The organism is Burkholderia sp. APQ4-4ca (genome assembly GCF_057837105.1).
Map to the genome: position 1 here is coordinate 60,868 of NZ_JBYQCG010000227.1, position 13,747 is coordinate 74,614.

The window sequence follows — 13,747 nt, forward strand, 5'->3', positions numbered from 1 at the left end:
GCGGCACGGGGCCCACGGCACGGCGCGACCAACTGATCGATCATTCCGTGTTCGGCCGCCTCGCGCAAGAGGCACGCACGTCCGGACAGCGCGACGGTGGCCCGGTCGCCGGACCGGGCCAGCCGGCCGCGCGCCGCGTCCCCGATGGCCGGCCGGATTGAAAAGGGATTGCCCGCGGGCCGCGAAACGGTTCCACTCAGGGTTCCGAACGCGCGATTTTCTCCCCCAATATCAAGATGATTCGTCGGAAACGGCGGTTCAACGTCATTCGCCGGCCGAACGGAATGAACCGGCTACCTGATACAAATCGCGGAACGAATGCGATACACAAAATCCGAACGTGGAAAAAACATCCATTATTGCAGCATGTATTGGGGAGCGACGCCGAAACCGATGCGTCACGGCTTGCTCATATTTCACACAAACCACTGATTAAACAGAGAATTTTTCAATTCTCCGCGCATACCACAATACTCCACCTGTTTTGCCGGCCCGCCCTTGCTGCATTGCAGCGTTAAACGGGTACTGGCGATTTCGATTTTACGCAAGCCGCCCGTTTTCTCAGGTTGACGGATATCCGCTCTGTATTGAACAATCATCTGCGGAATCGAAAATTCTATTTTCGAGACGAGGGATAGCTAGGGCCGCGCAATGCGCTTCGACGTTGCGCGGCGATTAACCACAACCAAAATCAATCAACCGGGCCAGAAATACGCAAGCCATGAACCAGATTCAGACCATGCGTGTATTCGTCTGCGTCGCCGAGCAGCAAAGCTTCCGGCGCGCGGCGCACCATCTCGGCGTGTCCAATGCGCTCGTCACGCGTTCGATCGCGATGCTCGAGGGCCACCTGAACACACGGCTGATCCATCGCACCACGCGCAACCTGTCGCTTACCGAGGCCGGCGTGCGCTACCTCGACGGTTGCCGTGCGCTGCTCGAGGAATTCGACCACCTCGAATCGTCCGTCGCGCATGCCGTGCGCGAACCGGCCGGCACGCTGCGCGTCGTCGCGTCGGGGCTGCTGTCGCCGCTCGCGCTGACGCCGCTCGTCAGCAGCTTCCGGCACCGCTACCCGGAGCTGCGCGTGCAGCTGACCGTCGCCGAAGGGCCGCTCGACGTGCTCGATTCGGGCTACGACGTGGGCATCGTCACGGGCACCCGGCTCGACGGCAACCCGTCGCTGATCGGTCATGCGCTCGCGCCGAACCCGTTCGTCGCGTGCGCGGCGCCGGCCTATCTCGACCGCCGCGGCGAGCCGCGCGTGCCCGACGATCTGCCGGGCCACGACTGGGTCACGCTCGCGGCGCACCAGCACGCGCCGACGTGGCAACTGGTCGGTCACGACGGCGTCGCCCATTCGGTCACGGTGCGCCCGGCCTGCACGGTCAATCAGCTCGCGCTCGTGCAGGCGGCGGCCGTGGCCGGCGCCGGCATCGCGGTGCTGCCCGCGCCGTGCGTGGCCGACGCGCTCAACCACGGCACGCTCGTGCGGCTGATGGCCGGCTACCGGATCGACGATCCCGACGCGCAGTTGTCGCTCGTCTATCCGAACCGCCAGTACGTGCCGGCCCGTACACGCAGCTTCGTCGAGCACGCGCTCGAGCACTTCGGCGCGCCGGCCGCCCGCGGGCAGACGGACTACGACTTCCTGCGGCCGGTGCGCGGCCCCGAACGCTCCGACATCGTCACGGGCCTGCAGTAAACTGCGCGCGTCAGCCCTCGGAGGTGCAGCGTGCGCGTGATCCTGTTCAGCAGCCGGCAGTACGACGACGATTCGTTCACCGCCGCCAACCGGCAGTTCGGCTATCGGCTGCACTTCTAGCCGTCGCACCTCGACGCGGAAACGGCGATCCTCGCGCACGGCTATGACGTCGTCTGCCCGTTCGTCAACGACACCGTCGACGCGGCCGTGCTCGAACGGCTCGCCGACGGCGGCACGCGGCTGATCGCGCTGCGCTCGGCGGGCTTCAACCATGTCGACCTCGCCGCCGCCGAACGGCTCGGCATCACGGTCGTGCGCGTGCCCGCGTATTCGCCGCATGCGGTGGCCGAGCACGCGGTCGCGCTGATCCTCGCGCTCAACCGCCGCCTGCCGCGCGCGGTCGCCCGCACCCGCGAAGGCGATTTCTCGCTGAACGGCCTGCTCGGCTTCGACCTGCACGGCAAGACCGTCGGCGTGATCGGCACCGGCATCATCGGCAGCATGTTCGCGAAGATCATGATGGGCTTCGGGATGCACGTGCTCGCGCACTCGGTGCCGCCGTACGACGACGAGCTGATCGCGTTCGGCGCGCGCTACGTCGAACTCGACGAGCTGCTGCATCACGCCGACATCGTGAGCCTGCATTGCCCGCTGCTGCCGTCGACGCACCACCTGATCAACGAACGCACGCTCGCGCGGATGAAGCACGGCGCGATGCTGATCAACACGGGGCGCGGCGGCCTCGTCGATGCGCAGGCGCTGGTCGACGCGCTCAAGAGCGGCCGGCTCGGCCATCTCGGGCTGGACGTATACGAGGAAGAAAGCGGGCTGTTCTTCGAGGATCATTCCGACCTGCCGCTGCAGGACGACGTGCTCGCGCGCTTGCTGACGTTCCCGAACGTGATCGTCACGTCGCACCAGGCGTTCTTCACGCGCGAGGCGCTGGCCGAGATCGCGCACACCACGCTGCTGAACATCGAGGCGTGGCATGCACGGACGCCGCAGAACGTCGTAATGGCAAATCGCTGAAAAACCGCCCATTCTGGGGCCTGTCGCGCATCCGCAATCGTTTGCCCATGCCTCCCTCCGCGAACCGCAATCACCCTCGTCAACAATTCAGCGCATTGTTTCGATTGAAGTAACGTTTCGAGCGCGCCGTCTGCTATCGTTGCGCCGACGTCCTTCCCTGCCTTTGCCGCTCATGCGTTTCGACGATTCCGACATCGCCGCTGTCTACCGCGCCATCTTCGAACGGCGCGACATGCGCCACTTCACGCCGGCGCCCGTCGATCCGGCCGTGCTCGCGCGCCTGCTGCGTGCAGCGCATCACGCACCGAGCGTGGGCTTCATGCAGCCGTGGCGCTTCATCCGTATTACCGATTCCGCATTGCGCACCGCCATTCACGCGCTGGTCGAGGCCGAGCGCCGCGCGACCGCCGACGCGCTCGGCGAGCGCCAGGACGAATTCATGCGGCTGAAGGTCGAAGGCGTGCGCGAATGCGGCGAGTTGCTGGTCGTCGCGCTCGCCGATGGCCGCGACCGCCACGTGTTCGGCCGCCGCACGCTGCCGGAAATGGATCTGGCATCCGCCGCGTGCGCGATCCAGAACATGTGGCTCGCGGCGCGCGCGGAAGGGCTCGGGATGGGCTGGGTGTCGCTGTTCGACATCGATGCGCTGCGCACGCTGCTGCGGATGCCCGACGGCGCAAAGCCGATCGCCGTGCTGTGCGTCGGGCACGTCGACGCGTTCTATGCGAAGCCGATGCTGGAAGAAGAACGCTGGGCCGCGCGGATGCCGATCGAAGCGTGCCTGTTCGAGAACGGCTGGGACGAGCCGGCGGCAATCGATGGGGCCGGATCGGCGGCGTCGCCAGCAGAGACGGAAACGTCGGGCGCGCTGCTCGGCGGGGCCACGGAACCCGCTGCCTGACCTGGTTCGGCAGCCGCCTCACCCGCTGCCGGATCGCCGTCAATCCCACAGTCTGAGCACCCCGCCCGCCGCCCCGTCGCACGGCGGCAACACCCATTTTGGCGGCAAGCATCAGGGTTTTCACTGAAGTAGAATCGCGGCTGACTCTCGCCTCACCGACCGCCCGCCCCGCGCATCCTGCGCCCGGCTCGAGCGGCCTCCTTTCCGAGCCTACCGCGATGCCCCTGCCTCTTTTCGCCCTTGCCGTCGCCGCATTTGGAATCGGTACCACCGAATTCGTGATCATGGGGCTGCTGCCCAACGTCGCGCGCGACCTCGGCGTGTCGATCCCGGCCGCCGGGATGCTGGTGTCGGGCTACGCGCTCGGCGTGACGATCGGCGCGCCAATTCTCGCGATCGTCACCGCGAAGATGCCGCGCAAGCGTGCGCTGATGGGCCTGATCGGGCTGTTCATCGCCGGCAACCTGTTCTGCGCGATCGCGCCCGGCTACGCGGTGCTGATGGCCGCGCGCGTCGTCACCGCGTTCTGCCACGGGGCGTTCTTCGGCATCGGTTCGGTGGTCGCGAGCAACCTCGTCGCGCCGAACCGCCGCGCGCAGGCGATCGCGCTGATGTTCACCGGCCTCACGCTCGCGAACGTGCTCGGCGTGCCGCTCGGCACCGCGCTCGGCCAGGCGTTCGGCTGGCGCGCGACGTTCTGGGCCGTCACCGGCATCGGCATCGCCGCGGCCGCCGCGCTCGCGGTGTGCCTGCCGAAGAACCTCGCGATGCCCGACACCAGTATCACGCGCGAATTCAGCGTGCTGAAGCACCCGCAGGTGCTGATGGTGCTCGGCATCAGCGTGCTCGCGTCCGCGAGCCTGTTCAGCGTGTTCACGTACATCACGCCGATCCTCGAGGACGTGACGGGCTTCTCGCCGCATCAGGTCACCTACGTGCTGCTGCTGTTCGGCCTCGGCCTGACGGTCGGCGGCACGCTCGGCGGCAGGCTCGCCGACTGGCGCCGGATGCCGTCGCTGATCGCGACGCTCGCGCTGATCGGCATCGTGCTCGCGCTGTTCGCCGGCACGATGCATCTGCCGTTCGCCGCGCTCGCGACGGTTTTCGTGTGGGGCATCCTCGCGTTCGCGATCGTGCCGCCGTTGCAGATCATGATCGTCGATCGCGCGAGCGACGCGCCGAACCTCGCGTCGACGCTGAACCAGGGCGCGTTCAACCTCGGCAACGCGACCGGCGCATGGCTCGGCGGGATGGCGATCGGCTCGGGCGTGTCGCTCGTGAGCCTGCCGTGGGTCGGCGTCGCGATGGCCGTCGCGGCGCTCGCGCTCACGCTGTGGTCGGCGTCGCTCGAACGCCGGCCGGTGGCCGTGCCGACCGAGTACGTGTGACGAGAACCTGCTGCGTTCGTTGCGTACGTAACTCCTATAGGGCCTGTTCACGCTAATAACGCACGTTCCCCTGTTTGAAATGCATTCGTGGGGCCAGCGCAAGCCCGTTATTAGCGTGAACAGGCCCTAGCCTGACGGCCTTCATGGACCTTTCACCGGTCGCGGTGTAGCATCGCGGCCGATGAAAGCCATTCTCAATCGCGATTTCCTCGCGCTGATCCTGAGCGTCGCGGTCGTCGGCCTCGGCACCGGCGCCACACTGCCGCTCACCGCACTTGCACTGACCGAAGCCGGACACGGCACCAACGTCGTCGGCATGCTCACCGCCGCGCAAGCCCTCGGCGGCCTCGCGATCGTCCCGTTCGTCACCGCGCTCGCACGGCATATCGGCGCGCGCCGCGCGATCGTCGTGTCGGTCGTGCTGCTCGCGGCCGCCACCGCGCTGATGCAGTTCACGTCGAACCTGTTCCTGTGGGGCGCGCTGCGCGTGCTGTGCGGCGCCGCGCTGATGCTGCTGTTCACGATCGGCGAGGCGTGGGTCAACCAGCTCGCCGACGATTCGACGCGCGGCCGCGTGGTCGCGATCTACGCGACCAATTTCACGCTGTTCCAGATGGCCGGCCCCGTGCTCGTCAGCCAGATCGCCGGCGCGACGAGCATCCGCTTCGCGCTGTGCGGCGCGCTGTTCCTGCTCGCGTTGCCGACGCTCGCGACGATCCGCCGTGCGCCGCTCGCCGGCGACGACGCGCATCACGAAGCGCATGGCCGCTGGCTCGACGTGCTGCCGCGCATGCCCGCGCTGATCATCGGCACCGGCTTCTTCGCGCTGTTCGACACGCTCGCGCTGTCGTTGCTGCCGCTCTATGCGATGGATCACGGCGTCGCCAGCGCGACCGCCGTGCTGCTCGCGTCGATCATGCTGTTCGGCGATACCGCGATGCAGTTCCCGATCGGCTGGCTCGCGGACAAGCTCGGCCGCGAACGCGTGCACCTCGGCGCGGGCTGGATCGTGCTGGCCGGGCTGCCGCTGCTGCCGTTCGTGATCGCGAATCCGTGGCTGTGCTGGCCGCTGCTGTTCGTGCTCGGCGCGGCGGCCGGCAGCATCTACACGCTGTCGCTCGTCGCGTGCGGCGAGCGTTTCCGCGGCGCGGCGCTCGTCACCGCGAGCTCGCTCGTGTCGGCGTCGTGGAGCGCCGCGAGCTTCGGCGGCCCGCTCGTGGCTGGTGCGTTGATGGAGCAACTGGGCAGCAACGCGCTGGTCGGCGTGCTGATCACCTGCGTCGCCTCGTTCGTCGCGGCTGCGTCGTGGGAACGACGCTCGGCGGTGCAGCGCGCGATCTGATGCAGATGGGCGTTGGCGTTGGCGCGCGGCATCATGCACCGATACGCATCGGCCCGCTCGCGTCCCTCCCGCGGTAAACGAAAACGGCCCGCGCGATGCGGGCCGCCCTGTCCTTCCGGATGACGCGTGGCCTACACGTAACCTACACGCAACGCCCGGCGCCGCGATCCGTCATGCGCCGCGCGCCGGCAAAATCTTGCCCGCACACGTGCCGAAGCCGACGCGATAGCCGTCGCCCTGGCACCAACCGGCGAGCGTGAGCTCGTCGCCGTCCTCGATGAACGTCCTGGCGCCGCCGCCATCCAGCGCGACCGGCTCCTTGCCGTTCCACGTCAGTTCGAGCAGGCTGCCGAACGAATCCTTGGTCGGCCCGCTGATCGTGCCCGAACCCATCAGGTCGCCCACGCGGGTGTTGCAGCCCGCCACCGTGTGATGCGCGAGCTGCTGCGCCATCGTCCAGTACATGTACTTGAAGTTGGTGCGGCAGATCGACATCGCTTCGGCCGCGCCCTCGGCCCGCAGCGTCACTTCCAGCGCGATGTCGAACGCATGCTTGCCCGCATGCCGCAGATACGCGAGCGGCTGCGGCGACTGCTCCGGCTGCGCGACGCGGAACGGTTCGAGCGCGTCGAGCGTGACGATCCACGGCGAGATCGTCGTCGCGAACCCCTTCGAGTTGAACGGGCCGAGCGGCACGTATTCCCACTGCTGGATGTCGCGCGCGCTCCAGTCGTTCAGCAGCACCATCCCGAAGATATGCGCTTCCGCGTCCTCGCACGCGATCGGCTCGCCGAGCGCGTTGCCCTTGCCGACGATGAAGCCCGTTTCCAGTTCGATGTCGAGCTTGCGGCACGCGCCGAACACCGGACGCTCGTGGTCGGGCAGCTTCAGTTGCCCGTTCGGGCGCCGCACCGGCGTGCCGCTCACGACCACCGACGACGCGCGGCCGTTGTAGCCGATCGGCATCTCGGACCAGTTCGGCAGCAGCGCGTTCTTCGGATCGCGGAACATCGAGCCGACGTTGGTCGCATGCTCCTTCGACGAATAGAAATCGGTGTAGCCGGGGATGTCGAGCGGCAGATGCAGCGTCGCGTCGCGCTGCGCGACGAGCACCTGTGCGCGCAGCGCCGCGTCGTCGCGCAGCGTCGCGTTGTCGCGCGAGAACAGCGCCGACAGTTGCACACGCACGCTGCGCCACGCGTCGCGGCCGAGCGCGATGAACGCGTTGAGCGTCGGCGCGGCGAACACATCGGCGCCGGCCGGCAGCGTCACCAGGCCCGCGCGCGCGAGCGCCGCGAGATCGACGATCTGGTCGCCGAGCGCGACGCCCGCACGGCGCGCGCCCTGCTTCGCATCGCTGAAGATCCCGAACGGCAGGTTCTGGATCGGGAAATCGCAGGCGGGATCGTTCGCCGTGTCGACCCAGCTCTTGCGAGCCGGGTCGAGCGTCGCGCGCCAGTCTTGGGTATCGCTCACTTTTGCTCCGGATTGAAGTGTTTCCTGATGCCTTGCCAGCATTCGAAGTAATCGGCCTGCAACTGCGCGGTGTCGAGCGCATAGCGCGTCGGCCGGATCAGCGTGCGGGTTTCGAACATGAACGCCATCGTCGCGTCGACCTTGTGCGGTTTCGTCGTGTCGCTCGCCGACGCCTTCTCGAACGTGTCCGCGTCGGGCCCGTGGCCCGACATGCAGTTGTGCAGGCTCGCGCCGCCCGGCACGAAGCCTTCGGCCTTCGCGTCGTACGCGCCGTGCACGAGGCCCATGAACTCGCTCGCGACGTTGCGGTGGAACCACGGCGGGCGGAACGTATCCTCGGCCGCGAGCCAGCGCGGCGGGAAGATCACGAAGTCGATCGTGTCGACGCCCGGCGTATCGCTCTGCGCCTGCAGCACGAGGAAGATCGACGGATCGGGATGGTCGAAGCTGATCGAGCCGATCGTGTTGAACAGGCGCAGATCGTACTTATACGGTGCGTAGTTGCCGTGCCACGCGACGACGTCGAGCGGCGAATGGCCGATGTCCGCGCGCCACAGGCGCCCGTTCAGCTTCGCGATCAGTTCGAACGCGCCTTCGCGATCCTCGTACGCGGCCTGCGGCGTCAGGAAGTCGCGCGGGTTCGCGAGCCCGTTCGAGCCGATCGGGCCGAGATCCGGCAGGCGCAGCAGTGCGCCGAAGTTCTCGCAGATGTAGCCGCGCGCGTCGCCGTCCGGCAGCGCGACGGCAAAACGCACGCCACGCGGAATCACCGCGATCTCGAACGGCTCGACGTCGAGCCGGCCGAACTCGGTCGCGATGAACAGGCGCCCCTGCTGCGGCACGATCAGCAGCTCGCCGTCCGCGCTGTAGAAGAAGCGGTCCTGCATCGAGCGGTTCGCCGCGTACAGGTGGATCGCGCAGCCGTTCATCGCCGCGGCCGACCCGTTGCCGGCCATCGTCACGAGGCCGTCGACGAAATCGGTCGGCTCGACCGGCATCGGCAGCGGATCCCAGCGCAACTGGTTCGGCGGCGTCGGCGGCACGTCGGCCGAATCGCCGAACTCCGACACGAGCCGCGGCGCTCCCGCGTACGGCTCGAACGGCCGGTGCACGGCGGCCGGGCGAATCCGGTACAGCCACGCGCGGCGGTTGTGGCCGCGCGGCGCGGTGAACGCGGTGCCCGACAGCTGCTCCGCGTATAGCCCGTACGGCGCGCGCTGCGGCGAATTGCGGCCGTGCGGCAGCGCGCCGGGCAGCGCCTCGGTCGCGAATTCGTTCGCGAAACCGCTTAGGTAGCCGGCGGTCGCCGGTTTCGACAGGTCAAGCGTCATCGTTTTCCTTTCTCCATCAATTCAGGGCGGCATTCGACGCCTGCGCGCCGCTGCGCCGCGTGACACCGGCCAAGCCCAGCACGAACAGCGCCGAGCACAGCACGGGCACGGCGGCCGCGTGGAACAGCGCGCCGTTGCTCCAGTTGAGCGCAATCAGTTGCCCGCCGACGAGCGGCCCGAGCACCGAGCCGATCCGGCCGATGCCGAGGCTCCAGCCGATGCCCGTCGAGCGCAGCGACGTCGGGTAATACTGGCCCGCGAGCGCGTTCACGGCCGGCTGTCCGCCGACCACGCAGAACCCGCCCGCGAACACGACCACCAGCAGCCACGGCAGCGCATGCGCGACCGAGCCGATCAGCCCCACCGACACGGCCGCGCACGCGAAGCACGCGAACAGCACGCGCACGAAGCCGTAACGTTCGATGAACCAGCCGAGCGACAGCGTGCCGATCACGCCGCCCGTCTGCAGCACCGTGCCGACGATCACCGCCGTGCCCGGCGAATAGCCGGCCTCACGCATCACGGTCGGCAGCCAGTTCGACAGGAAGTACAGATCGATCAGGTTCATGAAGCTGATCGCCCACAGCAGCAGCGTGACCGGCAGGCGGCCATGGCTGAACAGCTCGGCGACCGGCGCGCCGCTCGCCGCGCGCTCGCGCACGACGAGCCGCGTATTCGCATCGATGCCGGCTTGCGGCGCGAACCGCGCGAGCCAGTCGCGCGCCTGCGCGACGCGCCCTTTCAGCACCAGGAACTGCAGCGACTCCGGCAGCCGCGCGACCATCGCGATCGTCAGCACGAGCGGCACCGCGCCGCCGACGAAGAACACCGCGCGCCAGCCGAGCGCCGGAATCAGCGCGGCGCTGATGAAGCCGCCGAGCGCCGCGCCGAGCGTGAAGCCGCACGACACGATCATCATCCGCTTCACGCGATGCGCGGCCGGGCTGAACTCGCCGACCAGCGCCATCGCGTTCGGCATGATGCAGCCGAGGCCGAGGCCCGTGACGAAGCGCAGCGCCATCAGCACGGGGATCGAGTTCGCGAATGGCGTCGCGAGCATCGTCACCGCGAAGAACAGCGTCGAGCCGATCAACACCGGGCGCCGCCCGATCCGGTCGGCCAGCACCGACAGCCCGAGCGCGCCGAGCAGCATCCCGAACAGGCTCGCGCTGAATACGGGCCCCAGCGCCTGCTTCGGCACGCCCCATTCCGCGATCACGCTCGGCGCGACGTAGCCCATTGCCTGCGCATCGAAACCGTCGATCACGAGGCACAGCCCGCATAGCGCGAGCAGCATCGCGTGAAAACCCGGGCGATGGGTCTCGTCGATCACGCGCTCCACTTCGAGCACACGCGCATCGGCCGCCGCGTTCATTGCGCGACCTCGGCGGCCGGATGCACGGGCGACGTCACGCCCTGGCGCGCGAGCGCCATCGCTTCGCGCAGCACGTCGGCGTCGCCGATCTGATTCGCGAGCAACAGGATCAGCTTCGCGTTCACGAGCTGGCTGTCGGCGTCCGACAGGTCGCGATGCATGTCGATCAGCGCTTCGTAGAACGCGTCGGGGTCGGCCAGGCGCGGGCGGGTATCGAGTGGGGGCATGACGGTGTCTCCGGTGTCTTTATCGTATTCAGCGTGCGCAGCTCGCGCGCGCCAGTGCGTCGGCGATCGCCTGACGGTCGAGCGTGCGCGTGCGTGCGCACACGTGCTGGTCGGGACGCAGCAGGTAGAACGTGCCGGGCTGCGCGTCGTAACGCTGCGCGGCGAGGCCGTCGACGTCCTCCACGACGTCGACGCCGGCCACCGGCTGCGCGTGCCCGGCCGGCACGACGAGCACCGGCCGCACCGGCAGCGCGAGGCCGTCGACGGCCTGCGCGAGCGCGGCCGCATCGCCCGGCAAGCCGAACAGCACGCCGCTGAAGCCGCCGCGCAGATGTTGCAGCAGCCAGCCCGGCGCACCCTGCACGCGCACCGGCGCATCGGCCGCCGCCGCGCCCGGCCGCATCGCGCATGCAAATGTGTCGCCGCCGCGGTCCGGCGTGTTGAGCGGCGAATCGACCAGCACGGCCGGCACCGACAGGCGCCCGCTGTTCACCAGCTTGCGCGCGAATTCGCAGTCGCGCGCAAGCTTCAGCGTCGCATCGCGGAACACGCGCGACACCGCGCTCTTGGGCGTGATGAAGTCGGTCGAGCGCGTCGAGTTGCGGATGTTCTCGTCGGCCGCGAACTCGCGCTCGCTCGCATACGTGTCGAGCAGGCGGTCGTGCGCGCGGCCGTCGAGCACCAGCTTCAGCTTCCACGCGAGGTTGTCCGCATCCTGCACGCCGCTGTTCGCGCCGCGCGCGCCGAATGGCGACACGCCGTGCGCGGAATCGCCCGCGAACAGCACGCGGCCGTGGCGGAACGTATCCATCCGCTGGCAGCGGAACGTGTAGACGCTCACCCACTCGAGCTCGAACTCGACGTCCGGCCCGAGCAGCGCGCGCACGCGCGGGATCACGCGCTCCGGTTGCTTCTCCGCGACCGGATCGGCATCCCAGCCGAGCTGGAAGTCGATGCGCCACACGTTGTCCGGCTGGCGATGCAGCAGCACCGACTGGTTGCGGTGAAACGGCGGATCGAACCAGAACCAGCGCTCGGTCGGAAACTCCGCCTTCATCTTCACGTCGGCGATCAGGAAGCGGTCCTTGAACGTGCGGCCGCGGCTTTCGAGGCCCATCATCGTGCGCATCGGGCTGCGCGAGCCGTCGGCCGCGATCACGTATTGCGCGCGCAGCGTCGCGATGCCGTCCGGCGTCTCGATCGTCAGCACCGCGTGTTCGGCCGACTGGTCGACGCCCGTCACCTTGTGCTTCCAGCGGATGTCGATGTTCGGCAGCTCGAACGCGCGATCGGCCAGATAGCCTTCGACGTAGTACTGCTGCAGGTTGACGAACGCCGGGCGCGCATGCCCTTCCTCGGGCAGCAGGTCGAACGCGTAAAGCTGCTCGTCCTGCAGGAACACCTTGCCGACGTGCCAGCTCACGCCCTTGTCGACGAAGCGCTCGCCGCAGCCGAGCCGGTCGAAGATCTCGAGCGTGCGCTTCGCGAAGCAGATCGCGCGCGAGCCGGTCGAGAGCGTGTCGTCGTCGTCGAGCAGCACGACCGGCACGCCTTGCTGCGCGAGATCGATCGCGGCCGCGAGGCCCACCGGGCCCGCGCCGACGACGATCACCGGGTGGACGGCCGCGTCGTGCGCGCGGGTGCGGTACTCGAATTTCAGCGTCTGGTAATCGATGCTCATGGTCACCATCCGCGCCTCAACGCCGCCGTGCGCGCACCACCGCGCCCGTCGTCCCGTTCGTCTCCTGCCGGCGCGCGTGCCCGCCTGTCCTGTCAACCGCCACGTCTCGCTCCTTGCTCCTGTTGATTCTTGAATGGCGCCGTTTCGCGGCGCCTGCCTGCCGCATTTCTTGATCGGCGACACATCCCTGGATTTACGAATAGTAAAATCAATTACGTATAGTGAAATCAACGTAAACCCTAGTCGTTCGCTCGGGAACGGGATAACCATATGAGTGAAACGCCAAGCCGAGCGCGGCGCGCGCTGCTAATATCAAGTCACGAGGCGGCCCTTTCGGCCGCCATTTTTCCTTCTCACGCCGATGATTCCGCCTACCATCCCCGAGCTGGTGACCCGTGCCGGGCAACTCCCGTATCTGCGGGAGCACCTCGCGCTTGCCGAAGGCGGCACCGCGTGCGCGAATCTGCCCGAGCGCACGCTCGCCAGCGCGTACGAGCCGATCTACGACGTGACGATGCCCGGCTCGCCGCAATCGACGTCGTTCGCCGACGCGATCGAGCGCTACGGCGACGAACTCGGCTTCCAGGCCGTCACGCTGGTCACGGGTGCGCAGCACGATCCGGTCGATGCCGCCGTCGACGACCAGACGCTGGTCGCGATCGACCGCCTGTCGCGCGCGCTGCACGCAATCAATTTCTTCGGCGCGCAGCGCCACGGGCTGTTGTTCCTGCGCGTGCACGAGCGGCTGCTCAAGAGCGTGAAGTACGACCACGGCAAGCATTTCTCGTCGGTGCTGCAGCGCTTCGGGCTGCCGACCGAGCGGATCGTGATCGAGCTGCCGGCGGTCGCGGTCGCCCACAAGACGTTCCTCGGCTACCTGACGCGCAGTTACCAGCATCATGGCTTCAAGGTCGCGGACAAGCTGCCCGACCCCGGCCGCATCCTCGCGGTCGAATCGGACATGGCACGCCCCGACTACATCAAGATGGATGCCGGCATCGCGTTGCGCGACGGGATGGTGAAGGCGCTTGTCGCCTATGCGCAGCGTGTGCGGATTCCGCTGATCTTCGACGGCGTCGTGGACGAGACGCAGTGCGAGCTGCTGCGCCAGCACGACGTGCGGTTCATGCAGGGGCCGGTGTTCGCGAAGGTCGTGACGGTCTGAGCGATCGGCGGGGAAGGCGCGCGGGAGCGGCGCGCCGGAGGGCGGACTCCGGTGTCGTGTCGCTGCAAGGATCGGGGGTTTCAGCACGCAGCGTCGCTCGACGCCGGTCGGTTCCCGGTTCGTTCAC

General features: G+C 68.2%; 11 protein-coding genes and 1 pseudogene. 6 read left to right on the forward strand and 6 right to left on the reverse strand.

All coding sequences use genetic code 11. From position 1 onward, the window contains the following. Positions 1 to 416 precede the first annotated feature (416 nt). Positions 417 to 599, reverse strand: a complete 183-nt coding sequence (locus AC3IFE_RS26420; protein ID WP_489192987.1) for a hypothetical protein — start codon at positions 597 to 599, stop codon at positions 417 to 419. Between the two features lie 122 nt (positions 600 to 721). Between AC3IFE_RS26420 and AC3IFE_RS26425 the strand changes: the two genes are divergently transcribed. From AC3IFE_RS26425 to AC3IFE_RS26445, 5 genes and pseudogenes are all read left to right on the forward strand, one after another. Further along, positions 722 to 1,705 (forward strand): LysR family transcriptional regulator, encoded by a 984-nt coding sequence (locus tag AC3IFE_RS26425; protein WP_089466772.1) that lies wholly within the window; start codon positions 722 to 724, stop codon positions 1,703 to 1,705. Positions 1,706 to 1,735: 30 nt separating this feature from the next. Next, positions 1,736 to 2,734 (forward strand): annotated as a pseudogene (locus tag AC3IFE_RS26430) (2-hydroxyacid dehydrogenase). Between the two features lie 172 nt (positions 2,735 to 2,906). After that, a complete protein-coding gene (gene bluB, locus AC3IFE_RS26435) occupies positions 2,907 to 3,635 on the forward strand; it encodes a 5,6-dimethylbenzimidazole synthase (protein ID WP_489192989.1) in 729 nt (242 codons plus the stop codon). A 218-nt stretch (positions 3,636 to 3,853) separates the two neighbouring features. Then, a complete protein-coding gene (locus AC3IFE_RS26440) occupies positions 3,854 to 5,023 on the forward strand; it encodes an MFS transporter (RefSeq protein ID WP_089466769.1) in 1,170 nt (389 codons plus the stop codon). A 181-nt stretch (positions 5,024 to 5,204) separates the two neighbouring features. Continuing rightward, positions 5,205 to 6,365, forward strand: a complete 1,161-nt coding sequence (locus tag AC3IFE_RS26445; RefSeq protein WP_489192992.1) for an MFS transporter — start codon at positions 5,205 to 5,207, stop codon at positions 6,363 to 6,365. A 171-nt stretch (positions 6,366 to 6,536) separates the two neighbouring features. On the opposite strand, the gene fahA is transcribed toward AC3IFE_RS26445, so the two are convergent. From fahA to AC3IFE_RS26470, 5 genes are read right to left on the reverse strand one after another with little or no spacing between them, the layout of a single operon-like run. Further along, the gene (gene fahA / locus AC3IFE_RS26450; protein WP_489192994.1) at positions 6,537 to 7,841 is read right to left on the reverse strand and encodes a fumarylacetoacetase; all 1,305 of its coding nucleotides are present in this window, start codon (positions 7,839 to 7,841) and stop codon (positions 6,537 to 6,539) included. Next, the gene (gene hmgA / locus AC3IFE_RS26455) at positions 7,838 to 9,172 is read right to left on the reverse strand and encodes a homogentisate 1,2-dioxygenase (protein WP_489192996.1); all 1,335 of its coding nucleotides are present in this window, start codon (positions 9,170 to 9,172) and stop codon (positions 7,838 to 7,840) included. The genes fahA and hmgA overlap by 4 nt, the downstream gene beginning before the upstream one ends. A 16-nt stretch (positions 9,173 to 9,188) precedes the next feature. Continuing rightward, the gene (locus tag AC3IFE_RS26460; protein ID WP_489192998.1) at positions 9,189 to 10,547 is read right to left on the reverse strand and encodes an MFS transporter; all 1,359 of its coding nucleotides are present in this window, start codon (positions 10,545 to 10,547) and stop codon (positions 9,189 to 9,191) included. Beyond that, positions 10,544 to 10,774, reverse strand: coding sequence for a DUF2783 domain-containing protein (locus AC3IFE_RS26465; protein ID WP_489193000.1), 231 nt, complete (start codon positions 10,772 to 10,774; stop codon positions 10,544 to 10,546). The genes AC3IFE_RS26460 and AC3IFE_RS26465 overlap by 4 nt, the downstream gene beginning before the upstream one ends. A 28-nt stretch (positions 10,775 to 10,802) precedes the next feature. Continuing rightward, positions 10,803 to 12,455 (reverse strand): FAD-dependent oxidoreductase, encoded by a 1,653-nt coding sequence (locus tag AC3IFE_RS26470; protein ID WP_489193002.1) that lies wholly within the window; start codon positions 12,453 to 12,455, stop codon positions 10,803 to 10,805. 361 nt (positions 12,456 to 12,816) lie between these two features. Here AC3IFE_RS26470 and AC3IFE_RS26475 point away from each other — a divergent pair, with 361 nt between their 5' ends. Further along, on the forward strand, positions 12,817 to 13,620 hold the full coding sequence (locus tag AC3IFE_RS26475) for an EAL domain-containing protein (RefSeq protein WP_069616654.1): 804 nt from the start codon (positions 12,817 to 12,819) through the stop codon (positions 13,618 to 13,620). The last annotated feature ends 127 nt before the right edge of the window (positions 13,621 to 13,747 follow it).

Bases quoted from the DNA above. Each gene is read 5' to 3' on its own strand.
- hmgA (WP_489192996.1), bottom strand. From the start codon at position 9,172: ATGACGCTTGACCTGTCGAAACCGGCGACCGCCGGCTACCTAAGCGGT.
- AC3IFE_RS26425 (WP_089466772.1), top strand. From the start codon at position 722: ATGAACCAGATTCAGACCATGCGTGTATTCGTCTGCGTCGCCGAGCAG.
- AC3IFE_RS26460 (WP_489192998.1), bottom strand. From the start codon at position 10,547: ATGAACGCGGCGGCCGATGCGCGTGTGCTCGAAGTGGAGCGCGTGATC.
- AC3IFE_RS26420 (WP_489192987.1), bottom strand. From the start codon at position 599: ATGATTGTTCAATACAGAGCGGATATCCGTCAACCTGAGAAAACGGGC.
- AC3IFE_RS26475 (WP_069616654.1), top strand. From the start codon at position 12,817: ATGATTCCGCCTACCATCCCCGAGCTGGTGACCCGTGCCGGGCAACTC.
- AC3IFE_RS26445 (WP_489192992.1), top strand. From the start codon at position 5,205: ATGAAAGCCATTCTCAATCGCGATTTCCTCGCGCTGATCCTGAGCGTC.
- AC3IFE_RS26470 (WP_489193002.1), bottom strand. From the start codon at position 12,455: ATGAGCATCGATTACCAGACGCTGAAATTCGAGTACCGCACCCGCGCG.
- AC3IFE_RS26465 (WP_489193000.1), bottom strand. From the start codon at position 10,774: ATGCCCCCACTCGATACCCGCCCGCGCCTGGCCGACCCCGACGCGTTC.
- bluB (WP_489192989.1), top strand. From the start codon at position 2,907: ATGCGTTTCGACGATTCCGACATCGCCGCTGTCTACCGCGCCATCTTC.
- AC3IFE_RS26440 (WP_089466769.1), top strand. From the start codon at position 3,854: ATGCCCCTGCCTCTTTTCGCCCTTGCCGTCGCCGCATTTGGAATCGGT.